This is a genomic window from Nocardioides albertanoniae (genome assembly GCF_006716315.1).
Taxonomy (GTDB): domain Bacteria; phylum Actinomycetota; class Actinomycetes; order Propionibacteriales; family Nocardioidaceae; genus Nocardioides; species Nocardioides albertanoniae.
Genome location: NZ_VFOV01000001.1, coordinates 924,702 through 949,257 on the forward strand (window position 1 = coordinate 924,702; position 24,556 = coordinate 949,257).

Consider the following 24,556-nt stretch of genomic DNA (forward strand, 5'->3'; position numbering starts at 1 on the left):
ACGGCCCGGACAGTGCGGTGATCACCGAAACGTGCGCGGCGTAGCGTCATCTCCATGAGCCCGCCCAGAGCCGACGTCGACCTGGCCTCGGTCGCCGCAGCGATCGGTGAGCCGAGCCGGGCGGCCATGCTCGACGCCCTGATGACCGGCACCGCGCTGACCGCCGGCGAGCTCGCTCGGGTCGCCGGGATCGGCCCGTCGACGGCCAGCGCACATCTGGCCCGGCTGATCGACGTCGGGCTGGTCGAGGTGGCCGAGCAGGGGCGCCACCGCTACCACCGCCTCTCCGGCCCCGACGTCGCCCAGGCGCTCGAGTCGCTCTCGCACATCGCGCCGGCCAAGCCCGTCCGTACGCTGCGGGAGTCCTCGCGCGCGAGGTCGCTGTGGTTCGCGCGCACCTGCTACGACCACCTCGCTGGCGCGTGCGGGGTCGCCCTGCACGACCTGCTCCTCGAGCGTGAGCTGATCGTCGGGGCCGCGGGCGGCTACGACGTCTCGGCGGCGGGCGAGGCCTGGTTCGCCGAGCTGGGTGTCGACGTGAGCGCCGAGCGTGCCCGGCGCCGCTCGTTCGCCCGCCCGTGCCTGGACTGGACCGAGCGCCGCCCGCACCTGGCGGGTGCGCTCGCCGCGGTCACCGTCGACCGCCTGCTCGCTCTCGGCTGGTTCGTCCGCCGCGGTTCCGACACCCGGGCGCTGCGGCTCACCGAGGAGGGCTCGGCTGCGCTGGGAGGGCTCTGGGGCGAGGAGTCGCTGGGTCAGCGCGGCTGACGGCGGGTGATCAGCACGCCCGCGATGCACATCGCGCCGCCGACGAAGGCGAGCGCCGGTGGCACCTCGTCGAGCAGCAGCCACGCCATCAGCGCGGTGATGAACGGCACCAGGAAGGTGGTCTGTGCGAACTTGCCGGCGTCGGAGTGGGAGAGGGCATAAGCCCAGGTCACGAATGCCAAGGCGCTCGGGAACAGGCCCAGGTAGACGAGCCAGCCGAGGTTGGCGACGCTGATGTCGGGGATGGTCGAGACGAGCTCGCCCGACCACGGCAGGCACACGATGAGGCCGATCGCGCCGTACCAGAACGTCAGCAGCAGCGCGCCCATCGTCGGCAACAGCTTCTTCTGGGTGAGCACCCCGATCGCGAAGGTGAGCGCGGCGACCACCGAGAGGGCGACGCCGATCCAGTCGCCGGTGTCACCGTTGGCCGACGCGCGCCCGATGATCACGACGCCGGCGAAGCCGACCCCGGTGCCGATCAGGACCCACCTGTGCAGCGTCTCCTTGAGCACCAGCCCGGCGAGCAGCGCCACCACGATCGGACCGACCTGCACGATCAGCGCCGCCGTCGCGGCATCGATGCGCCGCTCCGACTCGTTGAGCGCCAGGTTGTAGACACCCAGCCAGGCCGCCCCGCCGAGTGCGATCAGCGGCCATTCCTTCCGCGTCGGCAGCCGGAACCCACCCTTGAGCGCGAGGTAGACGCCGAGCGCCGCGACCATCACCACGAGCCGGCCCAGCGAGAGGCTTCCCGGCGGCACGGTGTCGCCGAGGTGACGGATCCCGACGAACGCCGAAGCCCACAGAACCAGGGTGATCCCGCAGGCCACGAGCGGCTTCCACAGCGGCGTGGTGGCGGTGGGGGCAGGCGTCGGGTCGATCGTCGTCGTCACGATAAAAGGCTAGGTATGTTTGCTGATCCTGGCGAACTTTTAATGGTCGAAGCGTCGCTCCTGCAGGTCGAGACGTCACCGCCGTGCCAACTCGACCTGCAGGGGTGACTTCTCGGCCTGCGGGGGTGACGTCTCGGCGGGAGAGGGTCAGCCGTGGAAGGTGCGGCGGTAGGCCGCGGGGGTGACGCCGAGGGCGGCGTGGAAGTGGAGGCGAAGCGACTGGGCGGTGTTGAAGCCGCAGCGGGCGGCCACCCGGTCGATGGTGAGGTCGGTGGTCTCCAGCAGGTTGCGGGCCAGCTCGATGCGCTGCCGCTGCAGCCAGCGACCCGGCGACTCGCCGGTCTCCTGGCGAAACCTCCTGGTGAAGGTGCGCACGGACATCGAGACCTGAACCGCCATCTTCTCCAGGGTGAGTGGCTGGTCGAGGTGCTCGAGGGCCCAGGCGATCGCCGTCGAGATGCCGCTGGACCCCGAGACCTGGGCGGGACGACGGATGAACTGCGCCTGGCCGCCGTCGCGGTGAGGTGGCACGACGGTCACCCGGGCGACGCGGTTGGCGACCGCGGCGCCGTGGTCACGGCGTACGACATGCAGGCAGAGGTCGACACCGGAGGCCACGCCGGCGGAGGTGAGGATGTCGCCGTCGTCGACGAAGAGTACGTCGGGGTCCAGCTTGACCTGCGGAAACAGTGTTCGGAAGTCGTCGGTGTGCGCCCAGTGGGTCGTCGCCGGGCGGCCGTCGAGGAGCCCGGCTGCCGCCAGGGCGAAGGCGCCGGTGCAGATGGACATGATCCGGGTGCCCGGCCGGATCATGCCGAGGGCCTCCTTCAACGGCGCGGTCAGCACCTCGTCGGCCGACGTCAGGTCGTAGGAACCGAACTTCGGGACCACGACGGTGTCGGCGGTCGCCAGCGCCTCCGGCCCGTGAGGTGCGAGCACCACCATGTCGGAGTCGGACTGCACCGGCCCGGGGCCGTCGGTGGTGCAGGTGATCACCTCGTAGAGGAGGCGGCCATCGCTGTCGCGAGCCTTGCCGAAGATCCGGTGGGGGATGCCGCTCTCGAACGGGATGAACCCGTCCTGGATCAGCACCGCGACCCGGTGCGGCGAAGGAGCTCGTACGTCACTCATGGCCCGATCTTATCGCTTGATGTCAATCAGGCCACTGTCTGCGAGGAGTCGGAGGCGGAAGAATCACTGCCATGACCCAGACGACGACCCCGCCGCCTGCGGGCAGCACCTCTGCGCGCCGCCCCCGCATCCATCCCGCCTGGTGGGTGGCCGCGGTCGCCTTCGTGACCATCATCGGCGCCGCCGCCTTCACCGCGGCGCCCGGACTTCTCGTGGGCCCGCTGCACGACGAGTTCGGCTGGTCACGCGGCACGATCGGGGTCGGGATCACGCTCCAGCTCGCTCTCTACGGACTGACCGCGCCGTTCGCCGCCGCGCTGATGGACCGCTTCGGGATCCGCCCGGTCGTCGCGGTCGCGCTCACGATGATCACCCTGGGCTCGCTCGGCACCGTCTGGATGAGCGAGTCGTGGCAGTTCGTGCTCGGCTGGGGCGTGCTGGTCGGCGGCGGCAGCGGCTGCATGGCGCTCGCCTTCGGCGCGACGATCACCACCCGATGGTTCGTGAAGCGACAGGGGCTGGTCAGCGGCCTGCTCACCGCCGGCGGCGCGTCGGGACAGCTGATCTTCCTGCCGGTGCTGGCCGTGCTGATCGGGGAGTACGGCTGGCGCGCCGCCTCGGTCACGATCGCGCTGGTCGCCGCCGCCGTGATTCCGTTCGTGATGCTCCTGCTGCGCGACTACCCGGCCGACGTCGGCCTGGCGCCCTACGGGGCCGCCCAGATCGTGCCCCGGCCGGTGCCCGCGACCGGCGCCGCGCTACGGACCGTGCGCGTGCTCGGGATGGCGATGCGTACCAAGGCCTTCTGGCTTCTGGCCGGCGCCTTCGCGATCTGCGGGATCACCACGAACGGCCTGATCAGGACCCACTTCGTGCCCGCTGCGCACGACCACGGGATGGCGACCGTCGCGGCCGCCTCGCTGCTCGCCGTGATCGGCATCTTCGACGTCGCCGGCACGATCTTCTCCGGCTGGCTCACCGACCGCTTCAACCCGGTCGTGCTGCTCGGCGTCTACTACTCGCTGCGGGGCGTCTCGCTGATCTTCCTGCCGATGCTGCTGGCACCCGAGGTGCACATCCCGATGGTGTTCTTCATCGTCTTCTACGGCCTCGACTGGGTCGCCACCGTGCCGCCCACGCTCGCGCTGTGCCGCGAGGTCTGGCCCGAGGACGCCCCGATCGTCTTCGGCTGGGTGCTGGCCTCCCACCAGGTCGGCGCCGGCCTGGTCGCCTGGGTCGGCGGGGTCGTACGCGACGTCACCGGCTCCTACGACCTGGTCTGGTACGCCGCCGGCGCCCTGTGCGCCGCCGCCGCGTTGATGTCGCTGGTGGTGCCGAGGGGAGCGCTGGATGCTCACCGAGGTGACTCGGTGGAGGTGCACTGACCTCGCGGAGCTCCACGAAGGAAGCGCCCGTTCGCCGAGTCACCTCGGTGAACGGGCGCCGCGGTGCACCAGCCTCAGAGGTCCAGCTTGTAACCCAGCCCGCGCACGGTGACCAGGAACTTCGGCTCGGACGGGTCCGGCTCGAGCTTGGCGCGCAGGCGCTTGACGTGGACGTCGAGGGTCTTGGTGTCGCCGACGTAGTCGGAGCCCCAGACGCGGTCGATGAGCTGGCCGCGGGTCAGCACGCGACCCGGGTTGCGCAGGAACATCTCCAGGAGCTCGAACTCCTTGAGCGGCAGGCGCTGCTCGGAGCCGTCGACGGTCACGACGTGACGCTCGACGTCCATCCGGACCGGGCCTGCCTCCAGCGTGGCCGGTGCGGCGTCGGGCTCGGAACCACGACGCAGGACGGCGCGGATCCGGGCGACGAGCTCGCGCGGCGAATAGGGCTTGGTGACGTAGTCGTCTGCGCCGAGCTCGAGCCCGACCACCTTGTCGACCTCGTCGTCCTTCGCGGTCACCATGATGACCGGCACGGACGAGGTGGCTCGGATCTGGCGGCACACCTCGGTGCCGGAGAGTCCGGGAAGCATCAGGTCGAGCAGCACGATGTCAGCGCCGTTGCGGTCGAACTCCTTCAACGCATCGGTGCCGTCCTCGGCGATGGCGACCTCGAAGCCCTCCTTGCGGAGCACGTAGGACAGCGCCTCGCTGTAGCTGGCTTCATCTTCGACGACGAGTACCCGGGTCACGGGCGTTCCTCCTTGCTCGTGCCGGTCTGACCGGCAGTTGGTAGGTGCTGGGGGAGCGTGAGGGTGAAGGTGGACCCTTGACCCTCTTGCGACCAGACCTTGACCTCGCCACCATGCGTGGCGGCGACGTGTTTGACGATCGAAAGGCCGAGCCCGGTGCCGCCGGTGGAGCGATGGCGGGCCGGATCGACACGGTAGAACCGCTCGAAGATCCGGTCGATCTCGGTCGACGGGATGCCGATGCCCTGGTCGACGACGGCGATCTCGACCGAGCCGTCGGTCGCGCGCGTCGAGACGGTCACCGTCGAGCCGGGTTCGGAGTAGGCGACGGCGTTGGAGACCAGGTTGGTGACCGCGGCCAGCACCTGCTCCTCGTTGCCGAAGACGTGCAGGCCGGCGGTGCCGGCGCTGACCACGTTGATGTTCTTGGCCTCGGCGTCGACGGTCGAGCTGTCGACGGAGGAGGCGATGACCTTGTCGACGTCGACCGCGACCGGCGTCTCCAACGGCTCGTCGCCCTGCAGCCGGGAGAGCTCGATGATCTGCTGGACCAGCGCGGTCAGGCGCTCGGACTCGGTGATCATCCGGTTGGAGAAGCGGCGTACGGCATCGGGGTCGCCGGAGGCTTCGGTGACCGCGTCGGCGAGCACCCGGATCGCGCCGACCGGCGTCTTGAGCTCATGGCTCACGTTGGCGACGAAGTCGCGGCGCACGGCCTCCACGCGGCGCTCGCGGGTGCGGTCCTCGACCAGCGCGAGGCAGAGGCGGGTGCCGAGCGGCGCGACGCGGGCGGTGACGTGTCGCGAGGCCCCGTTGGCGCGCGAGATCACCAGCTCGGTCTCGCGGATCTGGCCGTCGCGGCGCACGCCGTGGACTAGCTCGGAGAGCTCGGGCGAGACCAGCGAGGTGCCGCGCACCAGCCCGAGGGCGTACGCCGGGGCGCTGGCCTTGAGCACCGTGTCGTCCTCGTCGACGACGACCGCGCTGCTGCGCAGCACCGAGAGGACCGCGGCCACCTCGGAGGGGACCTTCGGGGGATCCGCGTCAGGCGTGCGTCGACGGGAGCGCTCGCTCATCGCCCATGCAAGCACCGCCGCTCCGGCGACGACCGCGCCGAGGAGCGCAGCAAGAAAGGCCTGCGTCGTCGAGTCCACACGATCAGGGTAATCCCATCAAACACCCTCATCCCTACCCGTGGACGCGATCGCGCCGAACGTTCACCACGGGTTCACTCTGTGGGGGATGTAGTACACGTCGGGTGTCTACGATCGGTTCATGCGTGCTGCTTTCCATGACGACCTCGATGCCATCTTCACCGACCTGACCAGCGTCTGCGAGCTGGTCTCCGTCGCCGTGCGCGACGCCACCGCGGCTCTTCTCGAGGCCCGCAGCGACCTTGCCGAGCAGGTGATCGACAACGACGTCGCGATCGACGACGCCCGCGAGCGGATCGAGGAGAACGCGCTCGAGCTGCTCGGCCTGCAGTCGCCGGTCGCCGGTGACCTTCGGGTCGTCGTCGCCGCCCTGCGGATGATCGCCGACCTCGAGCGGATGGGCGACCTCTCCGTCCACGTCGCCAAGATCGCCAGGCTGCGTACGCCGAACAAGGCTGTTCCCGAGCTGGCCCACCAGACCATCGCCAAGATGGCGGAGGTGGCCGAGCAGATGGTCGACCGCACCTGCCAGATCCTCCGCGACCGCGACGTCTCCGCGGCCCAGGACCTCGTCGCCGACGACGACGAGATGGACCGGCTGCGCCGCAAGTCGTTCGCCGAGCTGCTCGGCCAGGACTGGGACGCGGGCGTCGAGGCGGCCGTCGACGTCGCCCTGCTGGGCCGCTACTACGAGCGCATCGCCGACCACTCCGTGACGGTCGCCAACCGGGTCGTCTTCGTCGTCACCGGCAAGACCCCCGCCGACTCCTGACCCGTCGAGTCGGCTCGTCCTGACACGAAAACGCGTCGAGTCGGCTCGTCACAACGAGCCGACTCGACGATTCGTGCGTGGTCTTGGCTACTGCTTGCCCTGGTTGGCGACTGCCTCGGCGGCGGCCGCTGCGGCCTCGGGGTCGAGGTAGGTGCCGCCGGCGACGACCGGGCGGAGCGACTCGTCGAGCTCGTAGACCAGCGGCTGGCCGGTGGGGATGTTGAGCTTGGCGATGTCGGTCTCGGAGATGTCGTCGAGGTGCTTGACCAGCGCGCGCAGGCTGTTTCCGTGGGCGGTGACCAGCACCGTCTTGCCGGCCTCGAGGTCGGGCACGATGGCCGACTCCCAGTAGGGGATCATCCGGGCCACGACGTCCTTGAGGCACTCGGTGGCCGGCACCTCGATGTCCGCGTAGCGCGGGTCATCGGCCTGGGAGAACTCCGAGTCGGCCTCGATCGGCGGCGGCGGTACGTCGTAGGAGCGGCGCCAGAGCTGGAACTGCTCCTCGCCGAACTTCTTCAGCGTCTCGGACTTGTTCTTGCCCTGCAGCGCGCCGTAGTGACGCTCGTTGAGGCGCCAGTCGCGCCGCACCGGGATCCAGTGACGACCGGCGGTGTCGAGCGCGATGTTGGCGGTGTTGATCGCACGGCGCAGCAGGCTCGTGTGGACCAAGTCGGGAAGCAGCTCCGCCTCGCCCAGCAACTTGCCGCCGTTGACGGCCTCGGCCCGACCCTTGTCGGTGAGGTCGACGTCGACCCAGCCGGTGGAGAGGTTGAGCGCGTTCCAGTCGCTCTCGCCGTGACGCAGCAGGACGAGCTTGTAGGTCATCAGTGCGCTTCCTCGGCGCCCGGAAGGGCAGCCTCGGGGAACTCGCAGGAGTAGGGGTCCTGGCTGGCGGCGTGCTCGCCCTCCGCGTGCTCGCCCTCGGCCTGAGCGCCCTCGGCCTGAGCGCCCTCGGCCTGAGCGCCCTCGGAAGCGGCGCCCTCGGACTCGGTGGGAGCGTCGGCCGGAAGGGTCGAGGCCTCCTCGGTGCCCTCACCGGCGGTGCCCTCGTCGGCAGTGCCCTGCTTGCCCGCGTTCTTGCCCTTCTTGGCGGGCTTCTCGGCCTTGTCGGTGGCCGCGACGACGTCGAGGTAGGTGCCGCACTGGGAGACCACCGGGATCGAGATGGTCTTCGGGTCGCCCTCGGAGAAGGTGAAGGTCATCGGGATGCTGTCGCCCGGCTTGAAGTCGCCGGTGACCGCGATGCCACCGATGGCGGGGTCGGCGAGGTTGATGATGCCGGCGTCGGGCAGCTCGATCGCCTTGAACGACTCGGGGGTGACGGTCTTGGTGGCGTCGTCCGCGGTCTCGATGGCGGTGACCGTCGGCAGCGTCTTGCCGGTCACCGCCGGGTTGATGGCGGGGTCGAGCGAGAAGGTGCCGACGAGGATGCCGGTGCCTTCCTGCGCGGTCACGATGCGAGCGGCGTTGACCCGCACTGCGCCATCGAGCGTCGAACCGCCGTGGGTGATCTCGTTGGGGCGGTCGGTCGCGTAGTCGAAGCTGTTGCAGGCGCTCAGCGCGGGCACGGCGAGAGCCACGAGGACACCCGCGATCGCGAGCCGCTTCTGCTTAACCATGGTCGTCACGCGCGACACTCTATCCGCCCGATCCGGCGATCATGGAAAAGGGTCAGGCACGCAGCCCGACGGTGCTCGCGACGTACAGCATCGCGCCGACCACGGCGGCGATGTAGACGAGCGTGACCAGCAGCAGCTTGCCCGCGCCCAGCTTGAGCCCGGCCTTGAGCGGCAGGTAGGTCCAGCCGTCCTCGTTGTCGGCGACGAGCCCCCACAGGGCGGTCAGGAAGTGCGCGCCGACGCCGAGGGCAGCGGCGAGGGCGATCATCGCCCAGTGAGGTGGTCCGCCCGCGGACTCACCGGCCCAGCCGGCATACGAGAGATATCCGGGGTAGCAGGCGAAGGTCGCCGCCCACGGGACCCAGGAGAAGAGCCCCTTGCGCAGCACCACGTTGGCGAGCATCCCGAGCACCAGCGAGCCGAGATAGAACAGGCCGGCCACGGTGCCGGAGGTCACCGAGAGCGGGATGATCAGGAGTACGCCGCAGCACAGCACGAACCAGACGCCGCCGGCTTCGAGGCGACCGTCGGAGATCGGCTTGCCGCCGCGCCCGTGACGGCGGTCGGCCGACTGGTCGACGAGGTCGTTGTGCCAGCCGAGCACGGCCTGCCCGACCAGCACGGTGATCGCGATCAGCGCGACCTCGCGGGTCGAGAGACCGGCGAGGACCGCAGCCCCCGCGATGCCGATTGCGGTCAGGACTGCTTGACGCGGATGCGCGCTACGAACAAGGAGGAGCGGGGCCCAGTTGCCGACCTTGTCCATGACGCTCTGCTCGTGCGCCGAGGCAGCAGGCACGGCGGACGCACTGGCCTGCGTCGCTTCCTGGTCCTGCACCTGGGCGTTCGACGACATGGTGAAGATGGTCTTGGGGGCGCTCTGCGATGCATTCGCCATGGCGGCAGTATCCGATACGGGGCCAAGCCGCGCAGGACAACTGGCTGAGCCACGCCAAAGATTTCAGTGTCGTTTCGAAACGAGCGACCTCGCGACACGCGCTGCGACCTCCGCGCGCGGAAACACACAACTTATCGATCTGTCAACCCCACATTGATGCCCTGACCTGCAAAAACGCGGAATCCGAATTCTAAGATCCGTGGTAGACTTGTAGCCCTAGGAAGGGGTACCTAAAAAAATGACTTTCACCGTCGGCGAGACCGTCGTATACCCGAACCATGGCGCGGCCGTCATCGAAGACATCGAGATGCGCACCATCAAGGGTGAGGAGCGACAGTATCTTGTGCTCCGCATCATCGCTCAGCAGGACCTCGTGGTTCGTGTTCCGGCCAACAACCTCGAGCTCGTCGGAGTTCGAGACGTCGTGGACAAGGACGGGCTCGATCGAGTCTTCGAGGTGCTCCGCGCGGAGCACGTCGAGGAGCCGACCAACTGGTCGCGTCGTTACAAGGCAAACCTGGAGAAGCTGCACAGCGGCGACGTCATGAAGGTCGCCGAGGTCGTGCGCGACCTGTGGCGTCGTGAACGTGACCGTGGCCTCTCCGCCGGGGAGAAGCGCATGCTTGCCAAAGCACGCCAGATCCTCGTCTCGGAGCTCGCGCTGTGCGAGCACACCAACGAAGACAAGGCTGAAGTCCTCCTCGACGAGGTGCTGGCCAGCTGAAGCTGGTTCGGGTCTGCGTTACAGGCTCCGGGGTGAACCCGGGGCCTGTTTCGCGTTTTGCAGGCTGGGTGGGCGGGCCGATCCGCCGGTGGCACTAGCGTGGCCCCCATGGAGGACATCTACGCCGACTACGACGAGATCGACGAGACCGTCGAGGTCCCGCCGGCGCTCGGGATCGTCGCCGACGACGGCCGAGGGTCGCTGCCGTTCGCGCTGATCCACGACGAGGCGCTGGTCGCCGCGGCGACCTGGGCGCTGGGGGAATCCGGGGTGACGCCGGTCGACTTCACCACCTCGTGGGAGGGCATCGTCGCGGCCGAGGAGCCGCTGGTCCTCCACGACTCGCTGTGCCCGATGACCCCGCCGGCCTTCATCGCTCACTGCCTCTCGACCGCGGTCGAGCGCGACGCGGTCGTGATCGGCGTACGCCCGGTCACCGACACGGTCAAGACGATCTCGATCTCCGAGGGGGCTGCCGAGCTCGGCCGGACGATCGACCGCTCCGAGCTGATCTCGATCGCCTCGCCGATCGTGCTGCCCCCGGCGGTCGTCGCCACGCTGGAGCAGTGGCCCTCCGGCGACTTCGCCACGATCGCCGCGTCGCTGGCGAGCCGGGTGCCGGTCATCTCCGTCGAGGCGCCGCCGGTCGGTCGGCGGGTGGCCTCCGAGGAGGACGTACGCCTCCTGGAGGCGCTCTCGCGGGCAGCGGTCAGCTGAGGAGCGCCTCGACCATGCGGAGGTCGTCGGCGAAGGTCACCTTGAGGTTGCCCGGCCTGCTGGGCACGGCCACGATGCGTACATCGGGCTGATAGCGCTCCAGCGTCGCACCGGTGTCGGTGCCGTCGAAGCCGTCCGCCGCGGCCCGGGTGTAGGCCGCCAGCAGGCTCGCCGCTCCGAACGCCTGCGGCGTCTGTACGCCGACGAGCGCATCGCCCGCGGCCTTCTCGACGGGCTGCAGAGACATGGTCGCGAGGTGGGTGAGCGGCACGGCCGGGATGGCCCCGCCGTGCTCGCGAGCCGCGTCGACGACCGCCGCGTAGAGGCCGGTGTCGGCCAGCGGCCGGGCGGTGTCGTGGATCGCGACCACATCGATCCGGCCGCCCTCGATGTCGGTCCGGAGCACCCCGAGCGCTGCCTGCTCGGAGGCGTGACGGGTGGCGCCGCCGACGACCATCGCGACCTCGCGCTCGCCGAGCAGGGGCTGCACGATCGCCGCGACCGCGTCCTCGTCGCCGCTGCGTACGACGAGGACGATGCGCTCGACGTCGTCGACCTCCAGCGCGACCCGCAGCGAGAGACCGAGGGCCGAGGTGGCCGGATCCTCGGAACCGTCGAGCGGGAGCAGCACCTTGTTGACGGAGGCCCCGACACGGGTGCCGGATCCGGCGGCCAGGAGGACGAGAGCAGCGGGCACGCCTCGAGGCTATCGGCACCGGCGCTCGGGTGTTTACGCACCCGTTACAAGCCGAAACAGGAGACGGAAGCTGCGCGCCCTAGGTTCGACGTCATGAGCACTCGCTCTCACGGGGACAGGCATGCCGAGTGGCACTCGGTCTGCCAGGTCGCCGCGCTCGGGATGGAGCGGGGAGCCACCGCACTGGTCCACGGCCAGGCGATCGCCATCTTCCGGATGCCCGGCGACATCGTCTACGCGCTGGGCAACCACGATCCGTTCGCCAAGGCGTCGGTGATCGCCAGAGGGATCGTGGGCGTCCGCGACGGCGTGCCGTTCGTCGCCTCGCCCGCTCACCGGCACGGGTTCGACCTGCGTACGGGACGGTGTCTCGACGACCCGCACGTCGCGATCCCCGCCTACGAGGTGCGGGTCGTCGACGGGCTCATTCACGTCGGGCGCCGCAAGGTGGGCTGACCGCGCCCGCCCGGCCGGGCAGCTGACCGGGTATCTGGGAGCATCTGGGAGACTGCGGAGCGTGCAGCTTCCTCTGGTCGGCGTCGGGACCGACGTACACAGCCTCGCCGACGGTGTGCCGATGCATCTCGCCGGGCTCAGCTTCCCCGACGAGCCGCAGGGCCTGGCCGGCCACTCCGACGGCGACGTCGCCGCCCACGCCTGCTGCGACGCGCTCTTCTCGGCCGCAGGCCTCGGCGACCTCGGGTCCAACTTCGGCACCGCCGAGCCGGAGTGGTCCGGCGCGGCCGGAGCCACACTGCTGCAGGAGGCGGCTCGCCGGGTGCGCGAGGCCGGTTTCGAGATCGGCAACATCGCCGTCCAGGTGATCGGCAACCGACCGAAGATCGGCCCCCGGCGGGCGGAGGCCAGCCAGGCGCTCTCCGAGGCGGCGGGCGCGAGCGTCTCGGTGACCGCCACGACGACCGACGGTCTCGGACTCACCGGACGCGGCGAAGGCGTCGCCGCCATCGCCACCGTGCTCATCGCGCCCCGCCGGTAGCGCAGGCGCCAGAATACCGGCGGGGCACGATGAGATGCCCACGGTTCGCTCGCTGGCGCTCGCTCAACGCGCGTCGCGAATCCTGTACTCGCAGGCTGCGTCCCTAGACTTGGGGCATGGCACTTCGGCTCTACGACTCGGCGACCCGTGAAGCACGTGACTTCACTCCCTTGCAGCCCGGCAAGGCGTCGCTCTACGTCTGTGGGCTGACCGTGCAGTCGGAGCCCCACGTCGGTCACGTACGCAGCGGCGTGAACTTCGACGTGCTGCAGCGGTGGCTGCGGGCCTCGGGCTATGAGACGACCTTCATCCGCAACGTCACCGACATCGACGACAAGATCCTGGCGAAGTCGGGCGAGCAGCACCGGCCCTGGTACAACCTCGCCTACGACATGCACCGTGAGCTCGACGCCGCCTACGCCTCGCTCAACGTCGCCCGGCCCACCTACGAGCCGCTGGCCACCGGCCACATCCCCGAGATCATCGCGCTGATCGAGGAGCTGATCGCCAAGGGCCACGCCTACGCGGCCGAGGACGGCTCGGCCGACGTCTACTTCGACGTGCGCTCCTGGCCCGCCTACGGCGAGCTGTCCGGCCAGAAGGTCGACGACATGGAGGCCGCGGCCGACGCCGACCCTCGCGGGAAGCGCGATTCGCGCGACTTCGCGCTGTGGAAGGGCCGGAAGGTCTCCGAGCCGGAGACCGCCTCGTGGCCCTCGCCCTGGGGTCCGGGTCGTCCCGGATGGCACATCGAGTGCTCGGCGATGGCCGGGAAATACCTCGGCCCGGCGTTCGACTTCCACGGCGGTGGCCTCGACCTGCGCTTCCCGCACCACGAGAACGAGCAGGCGCAGTCGCGCGCCGCCGGCCGGCCGTTCGCGAGCTACTGGCTCCACAACGCCTGGATCACCACCTCGGGCGAGAAGATGTCGAAGTCGCTGGGCAACTCGCTGGTCATCCCCGAGGTCTTGAAGAAGGTGCGCGGCATCGAGCTGCGCTACTACCTCGTGGCCGCCCACTACCGCTCCCACGTCGAGTTCTCCTTCGAGGCGCTCGACGACGCGGCGCAGGCGTTCCAGCGGATCGAGAACTTCCTCGACCGGGCCGCCGAGACGATCGGCGAGATCCCGAGCGACGGTGTCGCCTGCGCGGAGTTCGTCGAGGCGATGGACGACGACCTCGGCACCCCGGCGGCGGTCGGCGCCCTGCACGACGTCGTCCGCGAGGGCAACAAGCTCCTCGCCGGCGGCGACACTCCCGCGCTGCGTGGGGTCGCCGCGAGCGTACGCAGCATGCTCGACGTGCTCGGGCTCGACCCGGCCGACCCCGCCTGGGGCCCGGCCGGCGGCGACGACGAGAAGCTGACCTTGGCGATCGACGTCCTGGTGCGTGGCCTCCTCGAGGAGCGTACGGAGGCGCGCGCGACCAAGGACTGGGCCCGCGCCGACGCGCTGCGAGACCGCCTCAAGGACGCCGGGATCGAGATCGAAGACACTCCGGCCGGGCCGAAGTGGAGCATCTGATGGCTCGGATGCTGACCGAGGTAACTCGGCGAACGCGCACCTCCTTCGTGGAGCTCCGCGAAGGAAGTGACATCTCACCGAGCCACCTCGGTGATCAACGGACGGGACAACACTGATGGCAGGCAACTCCCAGCGTCGCGGGGCGATCTCGAAGGGTCGCAAGAAGGGCGCCACGGCGGGCACCGGCGGCAACGTACGCCGCGGGCTCGAGGGCAAGGGACCGACGCCGAAGGCGAAGGACCGGCCCTACCACAAGGCCTACAAGGCGGCGAAGGCCGCTGAGCAGCGTGGCGGCAAGCCGCGCAAGCGGTCAGCCGGCGACGCCGAGTGGATCATCGGCCGCAACTCGGTCGTGGAGGCGCTGCGCGAGGACGTGCCGGTCAACGGCATCTACGTCGCCGAGGGTGCCGAGCGCGACGGCCGGCTGCGCGAGGCCTTCCAGCTCGCCTCCGAGAAGGGCATCTCGCTGCTCGAGGTGACCAAGGGCGAGCTCGACCGCCAGACCGGCTTCAACGGTCACCAGGGGCTGGCGGCGCGCATCCCGGCCTACGAGTACGCCCACGCCGACGATCTGCTCGACCGTGCCGACGAGGTGGGGGAGCCGCCGCTGATCGTGGCGCTCGACCAGGTCACCGACCCACGCAACCTCGGCGCCATCGTGCGCAGCGCGGCCGCGTTCGGCGCCCACGGTGTGGTGATCCCGGAGCGGCGCGCGGCCGGCGTGACCGCCGCCGCCTGGAAGACGTCCGCGGGCGCGGCGGCGCGGATCCCGGTCGCCCAGACGGTCAACCTGACCCGGCAGCTGAAGGCCTACCAGGAGGCCGGCTGCATGGTCGTCGGGCTCGACATGGAGGGCGACGTCGACCTGCCCGGTCTGGCCGCCCCCGAGGGGCTCGCCGACGGTCCGCTGGTGATCGTCGTCGGCGCCGAGGGCGGTGGGCTCTCCCGGCTGGTGCAGGAGACCTGCGACCAGATCGTCTCGATCCCGATGGTCAACTCGGTCGAGTCGCTCAACGCCGGCGTCGCTGCCTCGGTGGTGCTCTACGCGGTTGCGGAGGCGCGGCGCTGACCCGTCGCAGCCTGCTTCGTGGCCTCGCCCTGTGGGCGGGGCTAGGAGTGTTGTGGCTCGTGCTCGCCGTCGGGGTGAGCGCGTGGCTCTTCCTGTCCAGCGAACGTCAGATGGTGCTCGCCGGCCACGACTCGACCCTGCGCCCGACGCTGTCGGGCAAGGCGATCATCCACACCGGGCCGGTGCTGCCCGACGTACGCCTCGACGTCTCCGGCCCGGTGGGCGTCGACGTCACGCTCGGCAAGACCGAGCTGCACTCGATGGACGAGCTCTTCGAGCGCTATGCGGTGCTCGGGTCGGCGCCCGACGGCCAGCGTGCCGTGGTCGTCGAGCAGGTCGAGTCGATGCTCGTCGCCGCGGCGGTGCGTGGTGCTGCGGTCTCGCTCGTGATCGTCGCCGGAGGCGTCCTGCTGTGGCGGTTGCCCGGCCCACGGCGTCGTGCCGACCTGCTTCGCCTGGCCAAGGGCCGGGTCCGTACGCGACGAGGCCTCGCCACCGCAGGGGTCGGCGTGGTCGCCGTGGCAGTGGTCGCGGTCGCCGTCTGGCAGCCCTGGAACGAGCCGGAGGCCCCCGCCGCCGACAGGGACGCCGCACTGGTCGCCGGCAGGTGGACCCCGTTGGGCGACTTCCTCGGCCCCGAGATCCCGTTGCCCGACGACCTCGCCGGGGTGGAGGTGCGCGGCGACGCCTACGCCAGGCAGACCCGGCGGCTGGTGGCCAGCGCCGTCGACACCTATGACTCGAGCCGCACCTTCTATCAGAAGGTCGTCGAGAAGACGTCGGACCTGGAGCTGCGCAAGCCGTCGGCCGACGAGACCGTGTCGGTGCTCGTCTCGGACCGGCACGACAACGTCGGGATGGACGCCGTCGTGCGTGCGATCGCCGACGAGGGCGGAGCCACCGGGATCCTCGACGCCGGCGACGACACCTCGACCGGCTCCGACTGGGAGACCTTCTCCCTCGACTCGCTCACCGACGCGAGCGACGGGCTCGACAAGTGGGCGGTCACCGGCAACCACGACCACGGCCCGACCGTCGGCGACTATCTCGACAAGAAGGGCTGGACCGTCCTCGACGGAGAGGTCGTCGACGGCCCCGGCGACTCCACGATCCTCGGCGTACCCGACCCACGCACCAGCGGCCTGGGCAACTGGGTCGACGACCAGGGGATCAGCTTCGAGGAGGCGGGCTCGAAGCTGGCCGACATCGCTTGCGCCGCCCAGGAGGACGGCACGCCGATCGGCACCCTTCTCGTCCACGACCCCTCCCTGGGCCGCCAGACCCTGGCCCGGGGCTGCGCCACCCTCGTCGTCGGCGGGCACCGCCACGTGCACTCCGGGCCCAGCGAGGTCGAGGGCGAGAACGGCGACGTCGGCTGGACCTACACCAACGGCACGACCGGCGGCGCGGCGTACGCCTTCGCGATGGGGAAGATCCGCCGCACCGCCGAGGTCACCCTGATCACCTACGCCGACGGGCTCCCCGTCGGGCTCCAGTCGGTCGAGCTCGAGACCAACGGCGCCCTCACCGCACACACCTACGTCCCGCTAGACCCGGCTCGCTAGACCCGGCTGGCTAGACCCGCTGACGCTCGGGCTCGTAGGTCTCCCAGAAGGTGGCTCCGGTGATGCCCAGCGCACGCGGGTCGAAGACCGGGTCGAGCCCCTGCTTCTTCTGCCGCTCGTAGTCGCGGAGCGCAGCGAACGCCGGCTGCTGGAGCACGAGGATCCCGATGATGTTCAGCCACGCCATCAGGGCGACACCGATGTCGCCGAGCGTCCAGGCGTCGCTGGCCGTCGAGACGCAGCCGTAGGCCGAGGCAGCGAGGATCAGCACCTGCAGCAGGAGCGTCACCACGCGGCCGAGCGAGACGCCACGGCGACCGCCCAGCGGCACGGTGGCGAAGCGGCCGACGAGGAAGCGCAGGTTGGTCTCGGCCATGTAGTAGTAGGCCACCATCGTGGTGAAGCAGAAGAACAGCAGCGAGATCGCGATGAAGGACGCACCGATGCCGGGGAACACGGTGTCGAAGGCCGTCTGGGTGTAGGCCGGGCCGACCTCGGTCCCGGCGGGGAGCCTGCCACCGTCGGCGAGGACGCCGCCGCTCTCGCTGCCGCCCTCGAAGACGCGGTAGGCGCCGGTGGAGAGCATGAGGAAACCGGTGGCGGAGCAGACGAACAGGGTGTCGACGTAGACGGCGAAGGCCTGCACGAGGCCCTGCTTGGCGGGGTGCGAGACCTCGGCCGCGGCGGCCGCGTGCGGGCCGGTGCCCTGCCCGGCCTCGTTGGAGTAGACGCCACGCTTGACGCCCCACATCACGGCCATACCGAGCACGGCGCCGAACGTGGAGTGGAGCCCGAAGGCGCTCGAGAAGACGTCGCTGAGCACCGCCGGGAGACGGTCGGCGTTGACGACCACGACGACCATGGCGACGAGGACGTAGGCGACCGCCATGAACGGCACCACGAGGGTCGCGAAGGACGCGATGCGCTTGACGCCACCGACCACGACGAACGCGAGCACGACGACGGTCGCGAGCGCGACGCCCCAGTCCGGGACGCCCCAGGCGTTGGTCATCGCGGCGGACATCGAGTTCGCCTGCACGCCGGGCAGGAGTACGCCGCACGCCAGCACCGTCACGGCCGCGAAGATGAACCCATAGATCGTGAAGTAGCGGCCAGCGCGAGTGTGCGCGAACGCCCGGCTGAAGTAGTAGGCCGGACCGCCGCGGTATTCACCGGTCAGCGGGTCGCGAGTCTTGTAGACCTGACCCAGCGTGCTCTCCACGAACGACGTCGAGGCACCCAGGAAGGCGACCGCCCACATCCAGAACATCGCACCCGGGCCACCGAACGCGATCGCGGTCGCGACACCCGCGATGTTGCCTGTGCCGACGCGCCCGGCGAGCGACATCGCGAGCGCCTGGAACGAGGAGACCCCGGAGGGCGACTTCTGGCCGCGCGCCAGGAGCCGCAGCATCTCGGGGAAGTGACGCACCTGCAGGAACCGAGATCTCACGGAGAAGAACACCCCCACCGCGAGGCAGAGATACACCAGCCAGTCGCTCCATACGACCGCGCTGATCGCGCCCAAGACGTCCGTCATCCGCTTTCCCTTCGTCTGCCGTTTGTTCGGAAGAAGGGAACCATCTCAGACCTCGATCATGCGAGTGTTTTCGAGGGTTGCTCAGCGACCCGTCGGTCGGGCGACCCGCTGGCTGCGCAGATCGGGCTGCGACTGGCTACGATTGTGCAGTCGTCGCTCTGGCGTACGGCATGCCGGTGTAGCTGAGTTGGTACAGCAGGGTCCTTGTAAGACCAAGATCGCAGGTTCGAGTCCTGTCATCGGCTCCACGAAGTTGTCGGTGGTCGCGCTTAGTCTCACCGACATGAGAGTTTGCGTGGGGTGTGGTGCGCCCCTTGAGAAGCGCCACCAGCTCAGATTCTGCAGCAACGCCTGCCAGAGGGCGATGGAACGTCGGGCGAAGATCGAACGATGGTTGAAGACCGGTGAGGCTAACCTCAGCGGCAGCCGGCGTCATTACGTGAAGCTCCACCTGATGGAGGATCAAGTCGGCCACTGTGCGATATGCGCATTCCCAGCGTCGTGGAACGACCTCGAGCTGACCTTCGTGCTGGACCACATCGACGGCGACGCGACCAACAACAGGCGGGAGAACCTGAGGCTGGTCTGCCCGAACTGCGACAGCCAGCTCCCGACGTACAAGGCGAAGAACCGGGGGAGCGGCCGGGCCTGGCGGCGGCAGCGGTACGCCGACGGCAAGTCCTACTGATCAGCGCAGCTGCGTGACCTCGTACGTCGTCGGCGGGTGGGCGATGTCGTCCTGGCTCGCGACGAGCTCGAGCTCGCGGCGGCCGGACTCGAGGGTGCGGGCGAGGATGGCGAAGAGGGTGTTGGCCGTGTGGCCGAGGGCGGTCGGGGTCGAGCCGGTCGAGAGCAGGTGGGAGAGGTAGACGGCCGCGGTGACGTCGCCGCCGCCGTTCGGAGAGATCGGGAGCAGGGGCGTGGTGACCGACCAGGCGCCCTCGTCGGAGACGGCGACGAGATCCAGGTGGGTGGGGTCGGTCTCGGTGATCACCGAGGTGACGAGCACGTTGGACGGGCCGGACTCCCGCACCGAGTCGACGGCCGCGAGCACCTCGTCCAGCGTGTTGGTCGACTCCACGCCCGCCAGGAAGTTGAGCTCGAAGTGGTTGGGTGTGATCACGTCGGCGGCCGGCACGACCTCGTCACGCATGAACTCGGGGATGCCCTCGCGCACGAACATGCCCCGCCCGACGTCGCCCATCACCGGGTCGCAGCAGTAGAGCGCGCGCGGGTTGAGCTCCTTGACCCGGCGCGCGGTCTCCAGGATGTGCGCGCCGACGGCGGGATCGCCCTGGTAGCCGGACAGCACGGCGGAGACGGTGGAAAGACCGTCGCGCTCGGAGATCCCCTCGATGACCTCGGCGACCTGGTCGGCCGACACGACGGGTCCACGCCAGGCGCCGTAGCCGGTGTGGTTGGAGAAGTTGACCGTGAGCACCGGCCAGACCTCGTGACCGAGCCGCTGGATGGGGAAGACGGCCGCCGAGTTGCCGACGTAGCCGAAGGCGACGTGCGACTGGATGGAGAGGATCTGCATGGTCACAGTTTCCTCCAGAACCCGGCCTGCGCGTCGACCGGGTCGACCAAGGCAGGTCAGGCGGACTTCTTGGTCGGCTTCTTCTTTCCGGCCGTCTTCTGTGACGGGTCGTGGAGCAGCCAGGCCGCCAGCGCGCCACCGATCGCGCCGTAGAGGTGTCCCTGCCACGAGACCCCGGGCTGCCCGGGGAGCACACCGAGGAGCAGGCTGCCGTAGGCCAGGAAGATGAGCACGCCGATGACGATCTGACCGACGCGGTGGCTGAACATGCCACGCAGGATCAGGTAGGTCAGCCAGCCGAAGATCAGCATCGAGGTGCCGGCGGTGATGCTGCCCGCCGGCGACATCAGCCAGACGCCGACACCGCCGACGACCCAGACGATGAGCGTGGCCACGATCCCGCGGCCGACCCCGGAGGCGAGCACCAGGAAGCTGAGGATGAGCGCGGGCAGGGTATTGCCGTAGAGGTGGGCCCACCCGAAGTGCAGCACCGGGGCGAACACGATGCCGAGCAGCCCGGCGTCGGTGCGCGGCACGATGCCGAGGGTGTCGAGCTGGTGCCCGCTGATGTAGTCGGTGGCTTCGAGGACCCACAGCAGAGCGACGAAACCGAGCGCCCAGATCCCGGCACGGAGCCAGTGGGTGCGTTGGATGCGCGTGGGGGATTCCTGGCTCACGGCAGAAATCCTACCGACTACTCCACAGCGGCCAGTCGTTGGCGGAGGCTCTCGTAGAGGTGGGGGACCGCGGCCGGATAGGGGCCGGTCTCGTAGAGCTCGCTCGCCAGAGCACGCGGATGCTCCCCGAGGTGATGCTCGGCCCAGGTGTCACCGGCGCCGGCGATCCGCCCCTCGGACAGCCGCACGACCGCATCCTGGGACAGCGCCACCCAGCGGCCGTCGTCCCCGCCGTCGTCGTCCTCGAGCCAGGCGACCGGCACGGCGTACGCCTCGCCCTCGGTCATCTCGGCCGCGACCGTGATCCGCCGGTTGATCGGGTGCGCGCCCTGCCGCGACCACAGGACCGTGGTGATGTCGAGCCGGTCCTCGCCGTCAGGGGTGCCGAGCACGAGGTGGTCGGCGAACGTCGCCCAGTCGCGTACGCCGCCGGCGGGGAACTCGGGCGGCCCGGACCGGTCCATCAGGATCCGGCCACCGAGGACGGCGGCCCACACCGCGAGCAGGATCGCGACGACGGCGCCGCCGATCTTGACCCCCTGCGGGACGGACAGGGTCGGTCCGGTCGTCTCCTCACCCACCCTGACCCCCGTTCAGCGCGCCGATGCTCCGATCCTAGTCCGCGCACGGTGTGCGGGAGGCTCAGTCGGGCAACGACCAGTCGATCGGTGAGCCGCCCTGCTCGACCAGGAGCGCGTTGGCGCGGGAGAACGGCCGCGAGCCGAAGAACCCGCGTCGCGCGGAGAGCGGTGAGGGGTGGACCGACTTGATCGCGGGAACGCTGCGCAGCTTCGGCTCGAGATTCTGCGCGTGCCGGCCCCACAGGACCGCGACCAGCGGGCCGCCGCGGTTGCCGAGCACGTCGATCGCGCGCCCGGTGACCTCCTCCCAGCCCTTCTTCGAGTGCGACGCAGGTGCGCCGGGACGCACCGTCAGCGAGGTGTTGAGCAGCATCACCCCGCGGTCGGCCCAGGCCGAGAGGTCGCCGTGCTCGGGCGCCTTCACGTCGAGGTCGGTCGCCATCTCGGCATAGATGTTGCGCAGCGACGCGGGCAGGGGGCGTACGTCCTTCTCGACGGCGAAGCTGAGCCCGATCGGGTGCCCGATCGTCGGGTAGGGATCCTGGCCGACGATCAGGACGCGTACGTCTCGCAGCGGCCGTCGGAAGGCGTTGAAGATGCGGTCGCCGTCGGGAAGGTAGGGGCGCCTGGCCGCGAGCTCGTCGCGCAGGAAGCGGCCCATCTGCTCGATCTGAGGCTCGACCGGAGCCAGCGCCTCGGCCCAGTCGGCTGCCATCAGGCCCTTGTCCACGAGTCCAGCGAGTCCACTCATAGATCGTGAGGGTATCGGCTGGCGCCGACGGATACGTTGTCTGTGACAGGCGGTTCTGTGGCAGCCACATCGGATCCATGAAGGAGTAGGCATGAAGTTCGGTTTCTTCGTCCCGCAGGGATGGCGCTTCGACCTCGTCGGGGTCGACCCCGCGGACCAGTGGACGACGATGAGGGATCTGGTGACCCATGCCGACGCCGGCTCGGCCTTCGAGAGCGCTTGGGTCTACGACCACTTCCACACGACCCCGGAGCCGTCGGACCAGGCGACCCACGAGGCCTGGTCGCTGATGGCCGGCCTGGGTGCGGTGACGTCGAGGATCCGGCTCGGTCAGATGTGCTCGTGCATGTCCTACCGCAACCCGGCCTACCTGGCGAAGGTCGCCGCCACGGCCGACCACATCAGCGGCGGCCGGATCGAGATGGGCATCGGCGCGGGCTGGTACGAGCACGAGTGGCGCGCCTACGGCTACGGCTTCCCCGCGGCCCGCGACCGGCTCGGGATGCTGCGCGAGGGTGTGCAGATCTTCCAGCAGGCCTGGACGAAGGGCGTCTCCTCGCTCGACGGCACGTACTACCAGGTCGACGGCGCCATCTGTCAGCCGCTGCCGCTCCAGAAGGGCCGCTCCGGCATCCCGCTGTGGATCGCCGGCGGAGGCGAGAAGGTGACGCTCAAGATCGCCGCGCAGTACGCCGACTACACCAACTTCGGTGGGGACGCCGAGACGTTCCGGTCGAAGTCGGAGATCCTGCGGGCCCACTGCGACACGGTCGGCCGCGACTTCTCCGAGATCACCCGCTCGTCCAACTACAACGTCTTCATCGGGGAGACCGAGAAGGAGGCGCAGGACAAGATCGACTGGTACGCCGACCACCTCGCCACGTCGCTGGGCGAGAGTGCGGGCCCCGAGCATGCCCGCCGCATCGGCGTCCAGGGGCTGGTCGGCACACCGGAGCAGATCGTCGAGAAGCTGAAGGCGCTCGAGGAGCTTGGGATGACCTACGCCATCACCTACTTCGCCGACGCCGCCTACGACCGCTCCTCGCTCGAGCTCTTCGAGTCGCAGGTGATCCCGGAGCTCGCCTGAGGCGATGGCCGACGCCCCGGGTGGAACGTTTACAAGTGCATGAGCGACAGGTAGGAAGACGTACATGAAGATGACGACCCTGGTCGGGGGAGTGGCCGTTGCCGCGGGCGTGATCGCCGCGCGCGACCTCACCCAGCGCAAGCACGCGGTCCTGCGGAACTTTCCGGTGTTGGGACATGCCCGCTACCTGCTCGAGAAGATCGGGCCGGAGCTGCGCCAATACATCGTGACGAGCAACGACGAGGAGCGGCCGTTCAGCCGTGACCAGCGTCGATGGGTCTACGCCTCGTCGAAGGAGCAGAACAACTACTTCGGCTTCGGCACCGACAACGACATCGAGCACCTTCAGGGCCACGTCCAGATCAAGCACCGTACGTTTGCCGACGCCCTGCCCGACGACCACGACCCGGCGGCGAAGCTGCCCTCGGCGAAGGTCCTCGGCGGGCCGCGGGGCCGGGCGAAGGCGTTCCGGCCGGAGTCGGTCATCAACATCTCGGCGATGAGCTTCGGGTCGCTGTCGGGGCCGGCGATCAAGGCGCTCAGCCGCGGCGCGAGCCGGGCCGGCGCGATGCACAACAGCGGCGAGGGCGGCATCTCGCCTTACCACCTCGAGGGTGGGGCCGACCTGATCCTGCAGATCGGCACCGCCTACTTCGGCTGCCGCAACCCCGACGGCTCCTTCAGCCTCGACCGGCTCAAGGAGCGGGTCGCGACGGCGCCGGTCAAGGCGATCGAGATCAAGCTCTCCCAAGGCGCCAAGCCCGGCCTCGGCGGCCTGCTGCCGGCGGCCAAGGTGAGCCCGGAGATCGCCGAGATCCGCGGCATCGAGGTCGGCAAGGACTGCGCGTCGCCGTCTCGCCACAGCGCCTTCTCCGACGTCGACTCGATGCTCGACTTCGTCGAGATGCTCGCCGAGGAGACCGGGCTGCCGGTCGGTATCAAGTCGGCGGTCGGTGAGATGGGGTTCTGGCAGGAGCTCGCCGCCAAGATGCAGTCGGGCGAGCGCGGGGTCGACTTCATCACCATCGACGGTGCCGAAGGTGGCACCGGCGCCGCGCCGCTGATCTTCGCCGACGCCGTCGCGATGCCCTTCCGGATCGGCTTCTCCCGGGTCTACGGCACCTTCGCCGAGCTCGGGCTGACCGACTCGGTCACCTTCATCGCCTCGGCCAAGGTCGGGCTCCCGGAGAACGCCGCGGTCGCCTTCGCACTCGGTGCCGACATGATCAACGTCGGCCGGGAGGCGATGCTGTCCATCGGGTGCATCCAGTCGCAGCGGTGCCACGAGGACGTCTGCCCGACCGGCGTCGCGACGCAGAACAAGTGGCTCACCGGCGGCCTCGACCCGATGGACAAGGGCGACCGCTGTGCGAGCTACCTCAAGACGATGCGCAAGGAGCTGATGAAGCTCTCCGCCGCCGTCGGCGTCGCCCACCCCGGCCTGATCACCCCGCACGACATCGAGGTCATGAACGGCGACTACGAGTCCCGCACCCTCGCCGGCGTCTACGGCTACAAGGACCACTGGGGCAGCCTCGGCCGCCAGGTCACCGACGACCTCCTCGCCGTGGTCCACCCGCAGCGTACGTTCAACGAGAAGCCGTCGACCGCCTGATCGATCCCCGCCGAGACGTCACTCCTGCAGGTCGAGAGGTCGCTTCTGCAGGTCGAGTGGGCACGAAGGTGCCCACTCGACCTGCAGAGCTGACG

General features: G+C 69.7%; 26 protein-coding genes and 1 tRNA gene. 14 read left to right on the forward strand and 13 right to left on the reverse strand.

The genetic code is table 11. The features are described 5' to 3' along the window. Positions 1–54 precede the first annotated feature (54 nt). On the forward strand, positions 55–768 hold the full coding sequence (locus tag FB381_RS04380) for an ArsR/SmtB family transcription factor (protein WP_141779156.1): 714 nt from the start codon (positions 55–57) through the stop codon (positions 766–768). On the opposite strand, the gene FB381_RS04385 is transcribed toward FB381_RS04380, so the two are convergent. Then, positions 756–1,664, reverse strand: a complete 909-nt coding sequence (locus tag FB381_RS04385) for a DMT family transporter (RefSeq protein WP_141779157.1) — start codon at positions 1,662–1,664, stop codon at positions 756–758. The two genes, FB381_RS04380 and FB381_RS04385, sit on opposite strands and share 13 nt — an antisense overlap. Positions 1,665–1,811: 147 nt before the next feature. Then, the gene (locus FB381_RS04390; protein ID WP_141779158.1) at positions 1,812–2,795 is read right to left on the reverse strand and encodes a GlxA family transcriptional regulator; all 984 of its coding nucleotides are present in this window, start codon (positions 2,793–2,795) and stop codon (positions 1,812–1,814) included. A gap of 71 nt (positions 2,796–2,866) precedes the next feature. Between FB381_RS04390 and FB381_RS04395 the strand changes: the two genes are divergently transcribed. Further along, entirely contained in the window at positions 2,867–4,180 is a 1,314-nt protein-coding gene (locus FB381_RS04395; RefSeq protein ID WP_141779159.1) for an MFS transporter, read from the forward strand. 74 nt (positions 4,181–4,254) lie between these two features. Here the strand turns inward: FB381_RS04395 and FB381_RS04400 are convergent, their stop codons facing one another. Together FB381_RS04400 and FB381_RS04405 are read right to left on the reverse strand one after the other, a co-directional pair. Continuing rightward, complete coding sequence (locus FB381_RS04400; RefSeq protein ID WP_141779160.1) at positions 4,255–4,932, reverse strand: response regulator transcription factor; 678 nt, start codon at positions 4,930–4,932, stop codon at positions 4,255–4,257. Continuing rightward, entirely contained in the window at positions 4,929–6,086 is a 1,158-nt protein-coding gene (locus tag FB381_RS04405; protein WP_141779161.1) for a sensor histidine kinase, read from the reverse strand. The genes FB381_RS04400 and FB381_RS04405 overlap by 4 nt, the downstream gene beginning before the upstream one ends. A gap of 121 nt (positions 6,087–6,207) precedes the next feature. Between FB381_RS04405 and phoU the strand changes: the two genes are divergently transcribed. After that, positions 6,208–6,858, forward strand: a complete 651-nt coding sequence (gene phoU, locus FB381_RS04410) for a phosphate signaling complex protein PhoU (RefSeq protein ID WP_141779162.1) — start codon at positions 6,208–6,210, stop codon at positions 6,856–6,858. 87 nt (positions 6,859–6,945) lie between these two features. Here the strand turns inward: phoU and FB381_RS04415 are convergent, their stop codons facing one another. Genes FB381_RS04415 through FB381_RS04425 form a run of 3 tightly spaced genes read right to left on the reverse strand, consistent with a single transcriptional unit; the run spans position 6,946 to position 9,378 of the window. After that, a complete protein-coding gene (locus FB381_RS04415) occupies positions 6,946–7,686 on the reverse strand; it encodes a phosphoglyceromutase (RefSeq protein WP_141779163.1) in 741 nt (246 codons plus the stop codon). Beyond that, the gene (locus FB381_RS04420) at positions 7,686–8,489 is read right to left on the reverse strand and encodes a hypothetical protein (RefSeq protein ID WP_141779164.1); all 804 of its coding nucleotides are present in this window, start codon (positions 8,487–8,489) and stop codon (positions 7,686–7,688) included. Before FB381_RS04420 ends, FB381_RS04415 begins: the two co-directional genes overlap by 1 nt. Positions 8,490–8,532: 43 nt before the next feature. Beyond that, positions 8,533–9,378, reverse strand: a complete 846-nt coding sequence (locus tag FB381_RS04425) for a hypothetical protein (RefSeq protein ID WP_141779165.1) — start codon at positions 9,376–9,378, stop codon at positions 8,533–8,535. A gap of 238 nt (positions 9,379–9,616) precedes the next feature. On the opposite strand from FB381_RS04425, the gene FB381_RS04430 reads away from it, so the two are divergent. Next, positions 9,617–10,102, forward strand: a complete 486-nt coding sequence (locus tag FB381_RS04430; RefSeq protein WP_008360791.1) for a CarD family transcriptional regulator — start codon at positions 9,617–9,619, stop codon at positions 10,100–10,102. 108 nt (positions 10,103–10,210) lie between these two features. Continuing rightward, positions 10,211–10,819, forward strand: coding sequence for a glycosyltransferase family protein (locus FB381_RS04435; protein WP_246087957.1), 609 nt, complete (start codon positions 10,211–10,213; stop codon positions 10,817–10,819). On the opposite strand, the gene FB381_RS04440 is transcribed toward FB381_RS04435, so the two are convergent. Beyond that, positions 10,812–11,516, reverse strand: coding sequence for an IspD/TarI family cytidylyltransferase (locus FB381_RS04440; protein WP_141779167.1), 705 nt, complete (start codon positions 11,514–11,516; stop codon positions 10,812–10,814). The two genes, FB381_RS04435 and FB381_RS04440, sit on opposite strands and share 8 nt — an antisense overlap. Before the next feature lie 93 nt (positions 11,517–11,609). On the opposite strand from FB381_RS04440, the gene nirD reads away from it, so the two are divergent. The 5 genes from nirD to FB381_RS04465 all read left to right on the forward strand — a co-directional run bounded on the left by nirD (position 11,610) and on the right by FB381_RS04465 (position 16,670). Further along, positions 11,610–11,972, forward strand: coding sequence for a nitrite reductase small subunit NirD (gene nirD, locus FB381_RS04445; protein ID WP_141779168.1), 363 nt, complete (start codon positions 11,610–11,612; stop codon positions 11,970–11,972). Positions 11,973–12,033: 61 nt separating this feature from the next. Beyond that, positions 12,034–12,513 (forward strand): 2-C-methyl-D-erythritol 2,4-cyclodiphosphate synthase, encoded by a 480-nt coding sequence (gene ispF / locus FB381_RS04450; RefSeq protein WP_141779169.1) that lies wholly within the window; start codon positions 12,034–12,036, stop codon positions 12,511–12,513. A 116-nt stretch (positions 12,514–12,629) separates the two neighbouring features. Beyond that, complete coding sequence (cysS, locus tag FB381_RS04455; protein WP_141779170.1) at positions 12,630–14,036, forward strand: cysteine--tRNA ligase; 1,407 nt, start codon at positions 12,630–12,632, stop codon at positions 14,034–14,036. 115 nt (positions 14,037–14,151) lie between these two features. Beyond that, on the forward strand, positions 14,152–15,105 hold the full coding sequence (gene rlmB, locus FB381_RS04460; RefSeq protein ID WP_141779171.1) for a 23S rRNA (guanosine(2251)-2'-O)-methyltransferase RlmB: 954 nt from the start codon (positions 14,152–14,154) through the stop codon (positions 15,103–15,105). 47 nt (positions 15,106–15,152) lie between these two features. After that, positions 15,153–16,670 (forward strand): metallophosphoesterase, encoded by a 1,518-nt coding sequence (locus FB381_RS04465; RefSeq protein ID WP_141779172.1) that lies wholly within the window; start codon positions 15,153–15,155, stop codon positions 16,668–16,670. Between the two features lie 10 nt (positions 16,671–16,680). Here the strand turns inward: FB381_RS04465 and FB381_RS04470 are convergent, their stop codons facing one another. Next, on the reverse strand, positions 16,681–18,210 hold the full coding sequence (locus tag FB381_RS04470; protein WP_141779173.1) for an alanine/glycine:cation symporter family protein: 1,530 nt from the start codon (positions 18,208–18,210) through the stop codon (positions 16,681–16,683). Positions 18,211–18,382: 172 nt separating this feature from the next. Between FB381_RS04470 and FB381_RS04475 the strand changes: the two genes are divergently transcribed. Both FB381_RS04475 and FB381_RS24215 read left to right on the forward strand, forming a co-directional pair. After that, positions 18,383–18,458, forward strand: a tRNA-Thr gene (locus FB381_RS04475). Between the two features lie 206 nt (positions 18,459–18,664). Beyond that, entirely contained in the window at positions 18,665–18,898 is a 234-nt protein-coding gene (locus FB381_RS24215; RefSeq protein ID WP_246087958.1) for an HNH endonuclease, read from the forward strand. Here the strand turns inward: FB381_RS24215 and pdxY are convergent, their stop codons facing one another. The 4 genes from pdxY to FB381_RS04500 form a co-directional block, all read right to left on the reverse strand. Continuing rightward, entirely contained in the window at positions 18,899–19,750 is an 852-nt protein-coding gene (gene pdxY, locus FB381_RS04485) for a pyridoxal kinase PdxY (protein WP_141779175.1), read from the reverse strand. A gap of 56 nt (positions 19,751–19,806) precedes the next feature. After that, on the reverse strand, positions 19,807–20,427 hold the full coding sequence (locus FB381_RS04490; protein ID WP_141779176.1) for a rhomboid family intramembrane serine protease: 621 nt from the start codon (positions 20,425–20,427) through the stop codon (positions 19,807–19,809). A gap of 17 nt (positions 20,428–20,444) precedes the next feature. Beyond that, on the reverse strand, positions 20,445–21,008 hold the full coding sequence (locus tag FB381_RS04495) for a hypothetical protein (protein WP_141779177.1): 564 nt from the start codon (positions 21,006–21,008) through the stop codon (positions 20,445–20,447). Positions 21,009–21,069: 61 nt separating this feature from the next. After that, on the reverse strand, positions 21,070–21,759 hold the full coding sequence (locus tag FB381_RS04500) for a uracil-DNA glycosylase (RefSeq protein ID WP_141779178.1): 690 nt from the start codon (positions 21,757–21,759) through the stop codon (positions 21,070–21,072). 91 nt (positions 21,760–21,850) lie between these two features. Between FB381_RS04500 and FB381_RS04505 the strand changes: the two genes are divergently transcribed. Continuing rightward, a complete protein-coding gene (locus FB381_RS04505) occupies positions 21,851–22,846 on the forward strand; it encodes an LLM class F420-dependent oxidoreductase (RefSeq protein ID WP_141779179.1) in 996 nt (331 codons plus the stop codon). A gap of 64 nt (positions 22,847–22,910) precedes the next feature. Next, positions 22,911–24,461 carry an FMN-binding glutamate synthase family protein gene (locus tag FB381_RS04510; protein ID WP_141779180.1) on the forward strand — a complete coding sequence of 517 codons (1,551 nt, stop codon included), beginning with the start codon at positions 22,911–22,913 and terminating at the stop codon, positions 24,459–24,461. Positions 24,462–24,556 lie beyond the last annotated feature (95 nt).